A 14,739-nucleotide genomic window follows, 5' to 3' on the forward strand; every position below is an offset into this window, starting at 1 on the left:
TAAGCCTACTCTAGGCTGGTTCCTTAACCAGACCTGTAGGCAATTCACAACTAGATTGTACGATTGCGGTATGACTAAACATAGACTCTTGTTAGTAGACGGTTCTAGCTACCTCTATCGCGCCTTCCATGCTATGCCAGACCTCAGAAATGGGGCTGGAGAGCCCACTGGGGCCATCTATGGCATGGTCAATATGATGCGCCGAGCTCGGTCTGAGCTCAAGGCTGACCATATTGCCTGCGTTTTTGATGCCAAGGGTAAGACTTTTCGGGATGAAATGTATTCCGAGTACAAGGCTCATCGCTCACCGATGCCCGAGGATTTAGTCAAACAAATCGAGCCGATCCATGCGATTGTGAAAGCTTTGGGTTGGCCGGTATTAATGGTTTCTGGCGTGGAGGCCGATGATGTGATTGGCACATTGGCTTGTCAGGCGACTCAAGCTGGTTGGGAAACCATCATCTCCACTGGAGATAAAGATTTAGCGCAATTGGTAAATCCATCGGTCACCTTGATTAATACGATGACGAATGAAAAGTTAGATATCAATGGCGTAATTGAAAAATTTGGAGTGCCACCTGAACGTATTGTCGATTACTTATCCATTATTGGTGATGCAGTTGATAACGTGCCGGGTGTTCCAAAAGCGGGACCTAAGACAGCAAATAAATGGCTAGCAGAATTTGGTGATCTTGATCATTTAATGGCCAATGCTGATCAGGTAAAAGGCGTTGTTGGAGAAAATCTACGAGCTTCATTAGATTGGTTGCCTCAAGCACGTCAACTCATTACGGTTAAAACCGACTGTGATTTATCGCCACATTTACCAGGCTTAGATGATCTTCATGCGAAATCTGAAGATGCTGCTTTACTGCGAGAGCTATTTGAACGTTATGCCTTTAAGACTTGGTTGCGAGATGTTGAAAAACAGCTGACAAGTCCGCCCCATGAGGCTCCTGAGGTTAGCTTTGACTTAGCGGGTACGCCAATCGCTAATCAAGCAAGTGATGAAAGCGCCTCGCCTAAAAAATCTGGGGCAATTGCAAGCTCGCCCACTAAAGATTTATCACAAGACACGAAAGATTTGCAAGATGCCATCATCAAAAACTATGAATGTATTACTGATGAAGCAGGTCTTGAGAAATGGTTAAAGAAAATTGAGTCTGCAGAACTCACTGCTGTCGATACTGAGACTACTAGCCTTGATGCCCTTGCTGCAGAGTTAGTGGGCATTTCACTATCGGTAAAGCCAGGTGAGGCTTGCTACATTCCGGTAGCGCATCGTAATGGCGAGGTTCAACTTCATCGTGATGTCGTACTTGCGAAATTAAAGCCTTGGCTAGAAAGTAAGACACATTTAAAGCTTGGACAAAACCTCAAGTACGACGCACATATCTTTGCGAATTATGGAATCACCTTAAACGGTGTTGCATTTGATACCCTGCTGGAGTCTTATGTATTGGAGTCACATCTTCCCCACAATATGGATAGCTTGGCAGAGCGTCATCTAGGTATGAAGACGATTCGCTATGAAGAGGTCTGCGGCAAAGGAGTCCATCAAATTGGCTTTGATCAAGTTGATCTCAAGATCGCTACAGACTATGCGGCAGAAGATGCAGACATTACTCTCCGCCTCCATTTAGAGCTCTGGCCGCAGATTCAGGAAAGCCCTGGATTGTTGTATGTCTATGAAAAGATTGAATTGCCAGCAATGCGGGTGCTTGGGATCATGGAGCGTAATGGTATTCGGATTGATTCCGCTTTATTAGCTAAACAAGGTCAGCAGGTTGGTAAACGTCTTCTGGAATTAGAGGGTGAGATTCATCAACTTGCGGGACAACCCTTCAATATTCAGTCGCCCAAACAGATTGCTGAAATCTTATTTATTCAACTGGAATTACCGGTGATTAAGAAGACTCCGTCTGGAGCGCCATCTACTGATGAAGAGGTTTTACAAAAGTTAGCAGAAGATTACCCTTTGCCAGCGCGCATCTTGGACTATCGTAGTTTGGCTAAGTTGATGTCCACCTATATTGAGAAACTGCCGCGCATGGCTGACCCAAAAACGGGTCGTGTGCATACCAATTTCTCGCAAGCCACCGCTGTGACGGGGCGCTTAGCCTCTAGCGATCCCAATTTACAAAACATTCCCGTGCGGACCGAAGAGGGTCGTCGTATTCGTGAGGCGTTTGTGCCAGCCGATGGTTGCAAATTACTTTCTGCAGACTATTCTCAAATTGAGTTACGCATCATGGCGCATATTGCTGAAGATGACAATTTGTTAGCCGCCTTTAGAGATGGCAAGGACGTCCACCAAGCAACCGCCGCTGAGATTTTTGGTATTCCATTAGACGAAGTGAGTTCCGAGCAACGCCGCTATGCCAAGGTCATTAATTTTGGTTTGATCTACGGTATGAGCGCATTTGGTTTGGCTGGCAATTTAGGTATCGAGCGCTCCGCAGCCCAAAACTATATTGCTAAATACTTTGACCGTTACCCTGGGGTTGCTCAGTACATGGAGCACACTCGTTTAGAGGCTAGAGAGAATGGTTATGTGGAGACGGTCTTTGGACGCCGTCTTTGGTTACCGGAGATCAAGGGTTCGAATGGTCCACGTCGCCAGGGGGCTGAACGCGCTGCGATTAATGCTCCGATGCAGGGTACTGCCGCAGATCTCATTAAATTAGCCATGATTGCAGTTGAGGATTGGCTTGAAAAAGAGCAATTGAAAACAAAATTACTCCTGCAGGTGCATGACGAACTGGTGTTTGACGTCCCGATGGACGAAATCGAACTCCTGCAGGCTAAATTACCCGGTTTGATGTGCAATGTTGCCGAATTAAAGGTACCTTTAGTAGTTAGTATTGGCATTGGCGATAATTGGGAAGAAGCGCACTAGAAACAGAGATGAGGAGACAGGAATGACTGAAAAAATACAAAATAGTAGAAGAGGTTTCATTAAAACTTCGGCAATAGGCGCCCTTGGCGTTGGATTTGTGACGGCATCTGAGCCGGTACTAGCCGCTGCCATTGAGACCGATTTCAAGGGTCTGAAAGCTGGCGAGGAAATGATTCCAGTAGGAAGCTTTCAGATGCCTGCTTACGTATCGCGCCCTGAAAAATCCAAAGGATCTTTGCCCATCATTATTGTGGTGAGTGAAATCTTTGGTGTGCATGAATATATTGCAGATGTCACAAGACGTTTTGCAAAGCTAGGTTATCTTGCGATAGCCCCTGAAAAATTCATTCGCGCTGGCGATCCCAATTCCTATGGAACAGTGGCAGAGATTCAAAAGAATATTGTGGCCAAAACTCCAGATGCACAGGTCTTAATTGATTTGCAGGCTGCTTTGGTATGGGCTGGTAAAAATGGCGGTGATCTGAAAAGAGTGGGCGTCACAGGTTTCTGTTGGGGTGGCCGCATTACTTGGCTTTCTGCAACCTTGCCGCAAGTGCGCGCCGGTGTTGCTTGGTATGGCCGTTTGATTGGCGAGAAGACTGAAGGCAATCCTCGTCATCCAGTAGACATCGCTGCTGACTTAAAGGCTCCAGTGCTGGGTTTGTATGGCGGTGCGGATACCGGCATTTCATTGGAAAGCGTTGATCAAATGAAAGCAGCATTAGCGCAAGCTGCTACCAAGAATCCTGCTGCTAAAGCCTCTCAGTTTGAAGTGTATCCAGATGCTCCGCATGCATTCCACGCCGACTATCGCGCAACCTATCGCGAAGGCCCCGCTAAAGATGGTTGGGAGAAGTGCATTGCTTGGTTTAAGAAAAATGGAGTAGCTTAATCCGCATGACTGTTCTGCAAACAATTCTCTTGGTCACCGCACTAGCAGGCACTGCTAGTGTGTTGGTAGCTGCTAGCTTTTCTGTAGCGCTATTGTCTAAGATGGTCAACAACATGGTGAGTTTGTCGGTGGGCATTTTGTTAGCCACTGCTTTGCTGCATTCATTGCCTGAGGCATTCAGCATGGACGGCACTAGCCCACAATTGTTGTTCGCGACCTTGCTTGCTGGGCTTTTGGGGTTCTTCTTGCTTGAGAAAATTGCCTTACTACGTCATGACCATCATCACGAAGGTGATGGTCATCACCACCATCATGGGCATGATGCTGAAAATGCGGGCCGTAGTGGTTGGATGATTTTGGTAGGCGATGGCATTCATAATTTTGTCGATGGTATTTTGATCGCTGCTGCATTTATGGCCGACTATCAAGTTGGTATCTTTACTGCAATAGCGATCATCGCTCATGAGATTCCGCAAGAGATTGGTGACTTTATTGTGTTGCTCAATGCGGGATTTTCAAAAGCTCGCGCATTGTTGTACAACCTGATTTGTGGATTAGCGGCAGTACTCGGCGGAGTGTTGGCCTATTTCTTCTTAGAGAAGGCGCATGCTGCGATGCCTTATCTTCTGGTGATTGCATCGAGTAGTTTTATCTATATCGCAGTGAGTGATTTAATTCCACAAATGCACCGCCGCCCTCATTGGGTGGAGTCATTGCGTCAAACAGTTCTGATAGCGTGCGGCGTAGGATTCGTAATCTTGCTATCGCTGCTGCATTAATAATTTAATCAGTAGCAACCGGTCTTGTAGGATCGGCACACCATTCACTCCAACTGCCCGCATAAAGACGAGAGCCTCTTAGTCCAGCAACTTCCATTGCTAACAGATTGTGGCAGGCAGTAACGCCCGAACCGCACTGATGAATCACTTCAGATGGCTTTCTGGATCCAAGTTGATCTACAAAATCTTTGAAGAGCTGCTCTGGTGTTTTAAATGCCGTTGCTGAAAGATTCTCTTTAAAGAAACGATTTGCTGCGCCTGGAATATGTCCGCCAATAGGATCTAAGGTTTCATTCTGACCATGAAAGCGATCATTTGCCCTAGCATCCAGTATGAGATTTTTCTGAGACTGAAGATTGCCCACTACTTCATCAACCAAAACTAGGCCAACATAAGGCATCGGCTCAATTGCTTGGGGAGTCGGGGTTGGTTTGCGGGGCATGGTGCCCATGGGGCCATTCCAAGCATCTAGACCGCCATCCAAAACACGGACATTGGCATGCCCAGTCGCTTTGAGCATCCACCAAAGGCGGCTTGCATACACCGATCCTTGTTTATCGTAAGCGACAACTAAGGTATTTGGACTAATACCTAAACGCGCTTTGGTTTTAGCCCACGCTTCAGGTGAAGGAAGTGGATGTCGACCATTGCTTCCCGTTTTGCTACCTGACATATTTTGATCAAGATCGACATAAATGGCGCCAGGAATATGACTCTCTTCGTAGGCTTTTCTACCGGCCTCTGGATTGGCTAGATCAAAGCGGCAATCGCAGAGTAAAACATTCTCGCCACTATTGAGGATTTCTTCTAACTGGTTGGCACTAATGAGAGGAGTCATATAGCTTCCTATATTGAAGGCAGAGTTGTTGAAGAGTGTTTATGAATTATGCGCCCTGAAAGTTCATGACGCGACGGTACCACTCATGAAAATGCTGCATACCATCTTCCATTGGACTTTGATAAGGGCCAACCTCATTAATGCCCCGCGCAAACAGGGCTGCACGACCTTGGTCCATGCGTTCGCCAATCTCATCATCCTCAATACAGGTTTCCATGTAAGCAGCACGCTCTGCCTCTACAAATTCGCGCTCAAACAAGGCGATTTCTTCTGGGTAGTAGAACTCAACAGTATTGCGGGTTTTGTTTGGGCCCATTGGATGAAGTGTGGAAACACAGAGAACGCCTGGGTACCACTCCACCATCACGTTAGGGTAATAAGTCAGCCAGATTGCCCCATGGCGTGGTGCTTTGCCGCCAAAATGACGCAAGACTGCATCGTGCCAGTTGCGATAGGTAGGTGACCCTGGGGTTTGTAAATCTTTATGAATACCAACAGTTTGTACGCTATGCCAATCACCAAATTCCCAATGCAAATCTTCGCAAGAAACAAACTTGCCTAAGCCGGGATGAAACGGCACAACATGGTAATCCTCGAGATAGACTTCAATGAAGGTTTTCCAGTTGTAGTTGCAATCGTGCACTTCAACGTGATCAAGAATATAACCATCAAATTTGAGATCGTCAGCAACACCCAGTTTTGCCAAATCAGCGCGCACATCGCGCGGACCTTCAAAGAGAAGTCCTTGCCAATTTTGTAAAGGGGACTTCCCGAGATTTAAACAAGGCTTGTCTTCAAAGTGCGGTGCGCCTAATAAATTTCCGCCTAAGTCGTAAGTCCAGCGGTGCAGTGGGCAAACGATATTGTCTGCTTTACCTTTGCCATTGAGCATGAGTGCTTGGCGATGACGACAGACATTGGAAAGTAGCTCGACACCAGATTCATTGCGAACCAGGATGCGACCTTCATTTTCTGCGCTCAAAGTTTGATAGGAGCCAATTTCAGGCACCATGAGTTCGTGGCCAACATAGCCTGGCCCCTGCTTAAAAAGCAGTTCAATTTCCCGCTGAAACAGCTCAGCGTCAAAATATGCCGAAACCGGCAGTTGCAGATTGGACGGCGCAAGCTTCTGCGCGGTAGCCAGATTAGTCATTCTCCCCACCCCCGAAAACGTCAGCCGAAGCTAAGCGGAATAACCAATTCAACCATCGACGGATCGATATTGGAAAGGAAGGGATGGATTATACCCATCCGAGGGGCTTCTCGCTTTAAGATGTAGGGCTATTAGTACGGGAAATAAGAAAGAATCAGCTTATGCCAGCCAAAAAGTCAGAGACTCAAAAACCAGGCCTTGAGGTCCAAATTGACCCAGATCTTCGCTACGAGCAAGCCGTGAAAGAGCTCGAAAAGCTGATTTCAGATATGGAGTCAGGTAAATTTTCTTTGGAAGAGACTCTTTTAGCCTATCAACGCGGTGCTGCTTTGTTAAAGCATTGCCAGGGTGTTCTTGCTCAGGTTGAGCAACAAGTTCGCGTATTCGAGGCTTAATGACTTCCGCTTTTCAATTTCAGGAGTGGCTCAGTCATCACTCTGAGCGAGCCGAAGCAGCATTAGATAATCTGCTCGATTCTGCTAGCACTACTCCAAATCGTTTACACGAAGCGATGCGTTATGCAGCGCAAGGTGGTGGCAAACGTATTCGTCCTTTACTGGTTTATGCAGCCGGCTCTCTTGGTGACGCGAAGACTGAAGCATTGGATGCTGCAGCCGTTGCGATTGAATGTATTCATGCTTACTCATTGGTGCATGATGATTTACCTTGTATGGATGATGATGATTTACGTCGTGGTCGTCCAACAGTGCATAAGGCATTTGACGAAGCTACTGCATTACTGGTTGGCGATGCATTACAAACCCGCGCCTTTGAAGTTCTTGCGAATGCACCTTGTGATGTAGATGCGCGCTTGAAAATGATTGCTGTTCTAGCTGCCGCCTCTGGCTCGCGCGGTATGGCAGGCGGTCAGGCGATTGATTTAGAGAGTGTTGGCAAAAAGTTAGATCTTGCCGGACTAAAACAAATGCATGCCATGAAAACGGGCGCTTTACTTTCTTGCGCGGTTGAGCTGGGCGGTATTGCGGCACATCTGACTACTGCTCAATTGGCACAACTACAAAAATACTCTACAGCCCTAGGCCTGGCTTTTCAGATCGTTGATGATGTGCTGGATGCAACGGCCGATAGCCAAACCCTTGGAAAAACAGCAGGCAAGGATGCGGCCGCCAATAAGCCCACCTATGTGACCTTGATGGGTTTAGACTATGCCCAAAAGCAGGCTAAAGAATTGCAAGAAACGGCAATTGCTAGCCTAGACGATTTTGGTAATAGGGCGGATGCTTTAAAAGATTTGGCGCTCTTAGTGGTGAATAGAGCGAAATAAATACAGATTAAATCAATTTAATGACTTTAGATTCCATCAACTCTCCTGATGATTTAAAAAAACTCACTCGCGAAGAATTGCCTGCGCTTGCTGATGAGTTACGCCAATTTGTTTTAGATTCTGTATCTAAAACTGGCGGACATCTTTCGTCCAACTTGGGGACCGTGGAGTTATCGATTGCTCTGCACTATGTATTTGATACTCCAGACGATCGCATCGTATGGGATGTGGGACATCAAAGTTATCCACACAAAATATTGACTGGCCGCCGTGAGCGCATGAGTACCTTGCGTCAGTTCAAAGGATTGTCAGGCTTTCCACATCGCTCTGAAAGCGAATTCGATGCCTTTGGTACTGGGCACTCATCCACCAGTATTTCTGCAGCGATGGGTATGGCGCGCGCATTTCAAACAAAAGGTGAGCGTCATGTAGCTGTGGCCGTCATTGGCGATAGTGCAATGACTGGCGGCATGGCGTTTGAGGCGATGAACAACGCTGGCGTGTATGAAGACCTGCCATTAGTAGTTATTCTGAACGATAACGATATGTCGATCTCTCCGGCTGTGGGCGCCCTCAATCGTCACCTTGCCAGATTGCTGAGCGGCAATATTTACTCCGCTACCAAAAAAGGAATCGATAGCGTTTTATCGATCGCACCACCACTGCGTGAGTTTGCAAAACGTCTTGAAGATCATGCTAAAGGCATGGTTTCACCTTCGACTATCTTTGAGGAATTTGGCTTTAATTATTTTGGCCCAATTGATGGCCATGACTTAGATGCCTTAATACCAATGTTGCAGAATGTGCGCCGCTTAGCTTTGGAAGGCAGCGGCCCCCAGTTTCTGCATGTAGTGACTAGAAAGGGTCAGGGCTATGAGTTGGCTGAAGCCGATCCTGTGCTCTATCACGGCCCTAGTAAATTTAATCCTGAAGAGGGCGTTAAAAAAACTGTCGCCAGCAAGAAAACCTTCACCCAGGTATTTGGTGAGTGGTTATGCGACATGGCAAATGCAGACCCTCTCTTAGTTGGTATTACACCCGCAATGCGTGAAGGCTCGGGCCTAGTTGAGTTTGAAAAAAACTTTCCGAAGCGTTATTACGATGTTGGTATTGCTGAGCAGCATGCGGTCACTTTCGCTGCTGGTATGGCGTGTGAGGGTATGAAGCCAGTAGTGGCAATCTATTCCACTTTCTTGCAGCGCGCTTACGATCAACTCATTCATGATGTGGCAATACAAGATCTACCAGTCTTATTTGCATTAGATCGTGCTGGCTTGGTTGGTGCCGATGGCGCAACCCATGCTGGTGCTTACGACATTCCATACTTACGCTGTATTCCGAATATGTTAGTGATGACGCCGGGAGATGAAGCAGAGTGCCGCGATCTTTTAACTACTGCATTCCATCAACCACATCCAAGTGCTGTGCGCTATCCAAGAGGTGCGGGTGTTGGCACTATTCCTTCTAAAGAGCTGCGCACCTTGCCATTTGGCAAGGGAGAGATTCGTCGCAAATCAAATGCTCCTTCTGGGCATCGCGTGGCCATCTTGGCGTTTGGTACTTTGCTATACCCTGCGCTAGAGGTTGCCGAAGGAATGGATGCAACAGTTGCCAATATGCGTTTTGTAAAACCGCTCGATATTGATCTCATCAAATCTTTGGCAGCAGATCATGATTATTTTGTGACGATTGAGGATGGCGCTATTCAGGGTGGAGCAGGTAGCGCTTGCTTAGAGGCGCTCTCAAAACTGGGAATCAATAAACCCCTTTTACAGTTAGGTCTTCCGGATCAATTTATTGAGCACGGCGACTATAACCTGCTCATGACCAAGTGTGGCCTGGATGCAGAAGGCATCGCTCATTCGATTAAGCAGCGTTTTCCTGCAGTATTAATAGCAAATTCAGTTATTTCAGGCAAATAAGCCTGTTTTGCTTGAAAATAGAGCCATGAATGACATGAACCCCGCCTTTCTCAAAGCCAGTGCAATGCCCGATGTGCAATCCACATTGGATGAGCGCGCTTTGCCCATTGAGCAGGTTGGTATTCGTGGCGTGCGTCACCCTCTTACTATTCGCAGTGCATCTGGAGATTTTCCATCTGTTGGTCAGTTTGAGATGGACGTAGCACTACCTGCGCATGTGAAGGGAACGCATATGTCGCGTTTCATGGCACTCTTACAAAAACAAGCAATGGCTGTTGATAGCACAACGGTAGTTGCCATGGTGCGCGATATGCTGCCTTTGCTGGATGCTAAAGAAGGTCATGTGCAATTTACTTACACTCACTTCGTCAAAAAAGCTGCGCCTGTCTCTGGTGTTGAAAGCTTGATGGACTACGAAGTGACTTGGATGGCAAGAGCCAAGCAAAGCCCTGCAGGTAAATTAGATGTTGAGTTGGGATTGCGTGCTCAAGTGCCAGTGATGAGTTTATGCCCTTGCTCTAAAGAGATTTCAGAGTTTGGTGCGCATAACCAACGCTCTCATGTAACGATGGATGTCATGCTCGATTCACAAACGAAAATGACAGTTGAAGATTTAATCACTGCTGCAGAGAGCGAAGCTTCTAGTGAGCTGTGGGGATTACTTAAGCGTCCTGATGAGAAGTGGGTGACTGAGCATTCCTACAGCAATCCTAAATTTGTCGAAGATTTAGTACGCGATGTAGCCGGCAACCTCAAGGCTGATGAGCGTATTCGGTCTTTTGTGGTTGAGGCTGAGAACTTTGAATCGATTCACAATCACAGTGCTTTTGCACGTATTAGCCATAAAAAGTAAAGCAAGCTAAATCAAATTATTGCTTTGCAAATCCCAACGAGGTTTGATATCAAAGGCTCCAGATGTTGTGGAGCCATTATTTTGAGCAAGCATACGTAGTGCTCCCGCAAATGCAATCATCACGCCATTATCGGTACAGAGTTCTAGTGGTGGGTAGTGCACTTCAAAACCATTTTTCTTTGCTTTGTCATTGAGCGCATTACGTAATTGTATATTTGCACCCACGCCGCCAGCAAGCACTAAGTGTTTGCAGCCAGTTTGCTTGAGTGCTTTCTCTGACTTGCTCACCAATACCGCAACAATGGAGTCAACAAAGCTGCGTGCAAGGTCTACATGAAATTGCGCCACCTCAGCAGGTTCTGAAATCTTTTTTTCTTCAAACTTTTTGACTTGATTCAGAACTGCAGTCTTGAGGCCTGAGAAAGAAAAATCCAAATCGCCAGAGTGCAGCATCGGTTTTGGTAAATCAAAAATTCCAACATGACCCTTTTCGGCCAATTTAGAAATCGCAGCACCACCTGGGTAATCTAAGCCCAATAATTTGGCAGTCTTATCAAAAGCTTCGCCGGCAGCATCATCCAGGGTCTCACCTAAAAGTTCGTATTGGCCAATTCCGGAAACTTTCATGAGTTGGGTATGACCTCCCGAGACCAGAAGCGCAATAAATGGAAATTGAGGGGCGGTTTGACCTAACAGCGGGGAAAGTAGGTGCCCTTCCAGGTGGTGAACCCCGATTGAAGGCAAATTGAGACCCTGGGCGAGGGATTTGGCAAAAGCACTGCCCACTAATAGAGCTCCAGCAAGACCTGGGCCTTGGGTAAAAGCAACGGCATCAATATCAGCCAATTTAAGCCCAGATTGGGCTAAAGATTGGTCTAAAAGGGGTAAAACACGCCGAATATGGTCTCTTGAGGCTAGTTCTGGAACTACGCCTCCGTAATCCCGGTGCATAGCGATCTGGGAGTGCAAACCCTGGCCCAGAATGCCCTGGAATGCCGGTTTGCCCTCTTCCCAGGAGGTGGTGTTGTATAAAGCCACCCCGGTCTCGTCACAAGAAGTTTCTATTCCTAAAACAATCATTTTTTGGCTTGGTCGTGCTAGAATCGCAATTCAGTTAATTTTTCGATATTTATCGAGCATATACGAGTTAAATAAGTATGACTACAGTCCGCCTCCGCGAAAACGAACCATTTGAAGTGGCATTGCGCCGTTTCAAGCGCACCATTGAAAAAAATGGTCTTTTGACAGACTTGCGTGCCCGCGAGTTTTACGAGAAGCCAACGGCTGAGCGTAAGCGTAAAAAGGCTGCTGCTGCAAAACGCCATTACAAGCGTATTCGCAGCCAAATGTTGCCCAAGAAGCTTTACTAATAGAATTTAAAAGCTCTCTTCACCGAGAAGCTTTGAAACCCGCTGACGGTGAAACGCAGCGGGTTTTTGCTTTTTGAATTGCTAACTACAGCTAAATATATTCAACATCAGGAAAATGCCATGAGTCTAAAAGATCAAATCACTGAAGATATGAAAAATGCCATGCGTGCAAAAGAGACCGCACGTCTTGGCGCGATTCGTTTGTTACTGGCCGCTATTAAGCAACGTGAGGTGGATGACCGAATTGTTTTAGATGATGCCGCAGTGATTGCCACTGTTGAAAAAATGATTAAGCAGCGTAAAGACTCGATCTCTCAGTTTGAAAAAGCCAATCGTGATGATTTGGTAGCAATCGAAGCTGCTGAGATGGTAATTTTGCAAGCCTATTTGCCTGCACAAATGTCAGATGCTGAAGTAGAGGCTGCAGTAGCCGCAGCAGTGGCTTCTACCGGTGCTGCTGGTCCACAGGATATGGGTAAGATGATTGGTGCCCTAAAGGGTCAATTGGCTGGTAAGGCTGATATGGGCAAGGTTTCTGCTTTAGTAAAAGCCGCACTCGCTAAATAAGTAATTAAGAGACTAGCTAAGTCAATAAAACAGTTTCATACTGCTAGCCTGATGGCGCTCATTCCACAATCCTTCATTGCCGATCTTTTAAATCGGGTTGACATCGTTGATGTGGTTGGGCAGCACGTAAAGTTAAAAAAGGCCGGCGCAAACTATCAAGGTTTGTGCCCCTTCCACTCAGAGAAATCCCCTTCATTTTCCGTTTCGCCTACTAAACAGTTCTATCACTGCTTTGGTTGTGGAGCCCATGGATCAGCCATTAGTTTTTTGATGGAGTATTCCGGTCTTGGGTATGTGGATGCGATTGAAGATCTAGCAAGATCTGCAGGCCTAGATGTGCCGCGCGAAGAGCGCACTGCTAATGATGTCGCAAGACAGCAGCAAGCCATGGCATTAAGTGAAGTAATGAGCTCGGCGGCTGATTGGTATCGCCAGCAACTCAAAGGCAACACTAGAGCGGTGGAATATTTAAAGGGTCGCGGCCTCACTGGTGAGATCGCTAAACGCTACGCCTTGGGTTATGCCCCAGATGGCTGGCAAGGTCTTGAGGCGGTCTTTGGTCCTTACACCAATGATGAAGTAGCTAAGACCTTGGTAGAAGGTGGTTTGGTCATTCAGGGTGAACAGTCTGAGGGCTCTCCAGTTAAGCGCTATGACCGCTTCCGTGATCGAGTGATGTTCCCGATTCGTAATCCTAAAGGTCAAACAATTGGCTTTGGTGGCCGCATTTTGGATCAAGGCGAACCAAAGTATTTAAATTCTCCTGAGACACCACTGTTCTCTAAGGGCAATACGCTCTACGGATTATTTGAAGCAAGACAAGCAATTCGTGCGCAAGAATATGTCTTGGTATGCGAAGGCTATATGGATGTAGTAGCACTTGCACAGTTGGGTTTCCCAAATGCAGTAGCAACTTTGGGTACAGCTTGTACTGCAAACCATCTGCGTATGCTGCTAAGACAAACGGACAAAGTTGTTTTCTCATTCGATGGTGACTCCGCCGGTCAACGTGCGGCACAGCGTGCATTAGAAGCCTGCTTACCACTTATGTCTGACGATAAAGAAATTCGTTTCTTGTTTTTGCCAACTGAGCATGATCCCGACAGTTATGTTCGTGCTTATGGTGCGCCTGCTTTTGAAAAAGTGATTAAAGAGGCCATGTCTATCTCAAGCTTCTTCTTTAAGGTTGTTAGCGAAGATCATGAGCTAAATACCCCAGAGGGTAGAGCCCATACGCATCATGCCGCTAAACCCTTACTGCTTTCAATGCCACCGATTGCATTGCGCACTCAGATTTTGCGTGAGCTCGCGATTCGAACCAATACAACGCCAGTAGAACTGGAATCATTTTGCGGTTTAACTGTAGTTCCAGCTGCTACACAGCAATCCTCATATCAAGCTGCCCCAGCAAGGTCACAAAATAATTTTGCTAATAGCAATCGGCAGGGCGCGCCTTGGCAAGCATCTAAAGGTTCTGCAAAAAGAGTTTCCACACAAAATATTGAACCGCCTAAAGCGCCAACCGATTTAGCGGAACAAATGTTGCGCGTACTCATTCAGTTTCCCCATTTGGGTAAAGCGTTGAATAGTGATCAGCGTGCACTCGCCTTCAAGGCGGCAGAGCAACGATCAGCCAAAGCACTTGCTTTGATGCAAGATCTCTTATCTCAATGCGATTTAGTTGAATTGATTCCAAGTGAGGACGGAAAGTCTGCAACAGTAGGTGCTGGGGCTTTTGCAATGTTCCAGGATCAACTCTCCCGCAGTGAGCTTGCCCCTTTGTATGAAGTGCTCAGAAATCGGGTGATGGGCTCTGATTTAGATCTTGATGGTGCTAAAGCGGATTTAGAAGGAGCCTTCAAAAAGCTAGAGCTGACTCACCTCAAGCAAGAAATGACCGCCATTGCGCAAAAAATTGCCGGGAGTACTGCCAATGAGCAAGATCGAGCCAGATATCGGGAATTAGGCGAGAAACTGAAATTCTCGTAAGAATTGCCCCAAACACCCTCAGAAGCATCTGAAATTAGTCCTTATTTTTAGGTAAATGAGGGCTAAAAAAGTCGCAATCGACTATAATCCTCTGTTCCCAAGAAAAAAATGAATTAATTCAGCCACTTGCGCTTTATTTTGAAGAAATTTGGGGCAAGTAGACTTCGGGGCTGTACTTAATCAGTCGATATC

13 protein-coding genes are annotated in these 14,739 nt (G+C 46.6%); 10 read left to right on the forward strand and 3 right to left on the reverse strand.

Features of this window, described 5'->3' with window-relative positions:
* Positions 1-70: 70 nt before the first annotated feature.
* From polA to ICN17_RS04925, 3 genes are read left to right on the forward strand one after another with little or no spacing between them, the layout of a single operon-like run.
* Complete coding sequence (polA, locus tag ICN17_RS04915; RefSeq protein WP_216236373.1) at positions 71-2,899, forward strand: DNA polymerase I; 2,829 nt, start codon at positions 71-73, stop codon at positions 2,897-2,899.
* 22 nt (positions 2,900-2,921) lie between these two features.
* The gene (locus tag ICN17_RS04920; protein WP_216236374.1) at positions 2,922-3,791 is read left to right on the forward strand and encodes a dienelactone hydrolase family protein; all 870 of its coding nucleotides are present in this window, start codon (positions 2,922-2,924) and stop codon (positions 3,789-3,791) included.
* 5 nt (positions 3,792-3,796) lie between these two features.
* A complete protein-coding gene (locus ICN17_RS04925; protein WP_216236375.1) occupies positions 3,797-4,570 on the forward strand; it encodes a ZIP family metal transporter in 774 nt (257 codons plus the stop codon).
* 4 nt (positions 4,571-4,574) lie between these two features.
* Here the strand turns inward: ICN17_RS04925 and ICN17_RS04930 are convergent, their stop codons facing one another.
* The gene (locus ICN17_RS04930; protein WP_216236376.1) at positions 4,575-5,408 is read right to left on the reverse strand and encodes a sulfurtransferase; all 834 of its coding nucleotides are present in this window, start codon (positions 5,406-5,408) and stop codon (positions 4,575-4,577) included.
* 46 nt (positions 5,409-5,454) lie between these two features.
* Entirely contained in the window at positions 5,455-6,561 is a 1,107-nt protein-coding gene (locus ICN17_RS04935) for an aromatic ring-hydroxylating dioxygenase subunit alpha (protein WP_216236377.1), read from the reverse strand.
* A gap of 161 nt (positions 6,562-6,722) precedes the next feature.
* Between ICN17_RS04935 and xseB the strand changes: the two genes are divergently transcribed.
* The 4 genes from xseB to folE2 are packed head-to-tail and all read left to right on the forward strand — an operon-like array spanning position 6,723 to position 10,621.
* Complete coding sequence (gene xseB, locus ICN17_RS04940; protein WP_087909413.1) at positions 6,723-6,956, forward strand: exodeoxyribonuclease VII small subunit; 234 nt, start codon at positions 6,723-6,725, stop codon at positions 6,954-6,956.
* The gene (locus ICN17_RS04945; protein WP_216236378.1) at positions 6,956-7,846 is read left to right on the forward strand and encodes a polyprenyl synthetase family protein; all 891 of its coding nucleotides are present in this window, start codon (positions 6,956-6,958) and stop codon (positions 7,844-7,846) included. The genes xseB and ICN17_RS04945 overlap by 1 nt, the downstream gene beginning before the upstream one ends.
* Before the next feature lie 20 nt (positions 7,847-7,866).
* Entirely contained in the window at positions 7,867-9,768 is a 1,902-nt protein-coding gene (gene dxs / locus ICN17_RS04950) for a 1-deoxy-D-xylulose-5-phosphate synthase (RefSeq protein ID WP_216236379.1), read from the forward strand.
* Positions 9,769-9,793: 25 nt separating this feature from the next.
* The gene (folE2, locus tag ICN17_RS04955; RefSeq protein ID WP_216236380.1) at positions 9,794-10,621 is read left to right on the forward strand and encodes a GTP cyclohydrolase FolE2; all 828 of its coding nucleotides are present in this window, start codon (positions 9,794-9,796) and stop codon (positions 10,619-10,621) included.
* A gap of 6 nt (positions 10,622-10,627) precedes the next feature.
* Here the strand turns inward: folE2 and tsaD are convergent, their stop codons facing one another.
* On the reverse strand, positions 10,628-11,701 hold the full coding sequence (gene tsaD / locus ICN17_RS04960; RefSeq protein WP_216236381.1) for a tRNA (adenosine(37)-N6)-threonylcarbamoyltransferase complex transferase subunit TsaD: 1,074 nt from the start codon (positions 11,699-11,701) through the stop codon (positions 10,628-10,630).
* A gap of 77 nt (positions 11,702-11,778) precedes the next feature.
* Between tsaD and rpsU the strand changes: the two genes are divergently transcribed.
* From rpsU to dnaG, 3 genes are all read left to right on the forward strand, one after another.
* The gene (rpsU, locus tag ICN17_RS04965) at positions 11,779-11,991 is read left to right on the forward strand and encodes a 30S ribosomal protein S21 (RefSeq protein ID WP_011903537.1); all 213 of its coding nucleotides are present in this window, start codon (positions 11,779-11,781) and stop codon (positions 11,989-11,991) included.
* Between the two features lie 120 nt (positions 11,992-12,111).
* Positions 12,112-12,558: a GatB/YqeY domain-containing protein gene (locus tag ICN17_RS04970; RefSeq protein ID WP_216236382.1), complete on the forward strand. Its 447-nt coding sequence runs from the start codon at positions 12,112-12,114 to the stop codon at positions 12,556-12,558.
* 51 nt (positions 12,559-12,609) lie between these two features.
* Positions 12,610-14,547 carry a DNA primase gene (gene dnaG / locus ICN17_RS04975; protein WP_216236383.1) on the forward strand — a complete coding sequence of 646 codons (1,938 nt, stop codon included), beginning with the start codon at positions 12,610-12,612 and terminating at the stop codon, positions 14,545-14,547.
* Positions 14,548-14,739 lie beyond the last annotated feature (192 nt).

The sequence above is a fragment of the Polynucleobacter sp. 73C-SIWE genome, assembly GCF_018882465.1.
Lineage (GTDB): Bacteria > Pseudomonadota > Gammaproteobacteria > Burkholderiales > Burkholderiaceae > Polynucleobacter.